The organism is Candidatus Mycoplasma haematohominis, from assembly GCF_902712995.1.
Taxonomy (GTDB): Bacteria; Bacillota_I; Bacilli_A; order Mycoplasmatales; family Mycoplasmoidaceae; genus Eperythrozoon_B; species Eperythrozoon_B haematohominis.
The window spans coordinates 1-1,529 of the sequence record NZ_CACTIB010000022.1 but is presented as its reverse complement, the minus strand read 5'-3'; the positions used below and the strand labels follow the sequence as shown (position 1 = coordinate 1,529).

Below are 1,529 nucleotides of genomic sequence, written 5' to 3'. Positions count from 1 at the left end.
TAACAGAATCTCTTTATATCTTCATCTGTAAATTTAATACTTGCATCTCCGCCCGTAATCGCCTTGTTATAAGCTTTTTCACAAGTATGTTTAACAGTATCACTATCCCCACGTTGTTGATTTTTCTTATCGTATAAAACTCTAAATATAGAACCATCAGAAGACTTCTTTCCTGAAGCTTTCTCTAGCTTTATAGAGTAAAAAAATTCCTCATCTCTTCTTTTTCAAAATTCAGCATTTATGTAGTTATTTCCTTCTTTAACTTCAACTAACTTACCCTGAAAATCTTGCTTTCCTCCGTTTTTATCTTTATATGTTGTTTGCTTAGAGTTATCAGAAACTAACTTAGGCTCAGAACCAAAGACGGAACAATAGATTCAAACGTCTTTTCTTTTTTGATCAGTTAAATTATTATCCGCTAACTTAAAAGCTTCTTCGCAAGCAACATTCAAAGCTTTACTATTGTTTTCTTTCTCAGGAATATACCCTTTATCGAACTTTCCAGTTCCAAATTCTGTACTGAATGTCGTTGCTGGAGATGTCTTTTTATGCTCTTCTCTTCATTTATCAAATGATTTTTCTCATACAGATTTATTTCTATGATGATAAGGATCTATAAGATATATTGCATGTTTCTTACCAAACGTATTATCCCCATAACCATCTATATTTAAATACTGAACATCTAAATTAGAAAAACTATCTCAAATCAAATAACCTCCACCACCTAATATTGCAGTACCAAAGGCAGCTGCAGCTGCTACTTTTATTGCTGACATAACTAACTAAGAGATAAAGTTACATTACCTCCTTTAGTGCAGAACTGTTCTACATTTTTCTTTCTTTTGTTTTTCCCTTCGCCGTCTGTTGAATCTGAGAAATCACTAGAAGCAGTTTTTTTGTAATGTGTTTCGCACACTTTGTTTAAATCAGTAGTTGAATTGTTTCCATAACCCCCTGTTACAGCATTAAAAGCAGAATCTAAATCGCTGCTCGCAGTGGCCTTCGCTTTAGCTGGTTTCAACTTATTCTCATAAGTTCAATTTCACCAAGTTGTATTATCTTCATGATCTGCTACTAACAAACCCTTATTTTTGTCTATTCCCCCCAATTTATCATTAGTTATTGATCCATCATTTTTATCTCTTTGGGTTTTTGAAACCTCTGGCTCTCCTCCTTTACCATCAGCAAAATTTGGATTTATAGAGCAATACTTTCAAATATTTTTTAAGTATTTGGAATTAACTGCTTCTTCTGGTTTTTTCTTAATAGCTGTATCACATACCTTATTTAGATATGTGGCGCCATTGTTTGTATCTGAAGTTTTATGAAATCCTTCAGTTACAGCGTTAAATTCAACACTTAAATCATTGTTTAGTAACCCTTTGTCTTGCTTCAAAGTCTCAAACACACCTTTTCATCAACCTTCATTATCTGCTAGTAAAGGATCTACAAACTTATCTTTGTTATCTCCTCCTATAGTTCCAGCAGCATAAGAATCTTTATTTACTGAATTAGCTATAGTTGTA

Annotated in this window: 2 protein-coding genes; both read right to left on the bottom strand. The window is 32.8% G+C overall.

The genetic code is table 4. The features are described 5' to 3' along the window. A partial coding sequence (locus H6411_RS04440; RefSeq protein ID WP_216083440.1) for a hypothetical protein occupies positions 1-779 on the bottom strand: 779 nt, incomplete at its 3' end. 2 nt (positions 780-781) lie between these two features. Then, on the bottom strand, positions 782-1,529 hold a 748-nt coding region (locus H6411_RS04435), incomplete at its 5' end, for a hypothetical protein (RefSeq protein WP_439647232.1).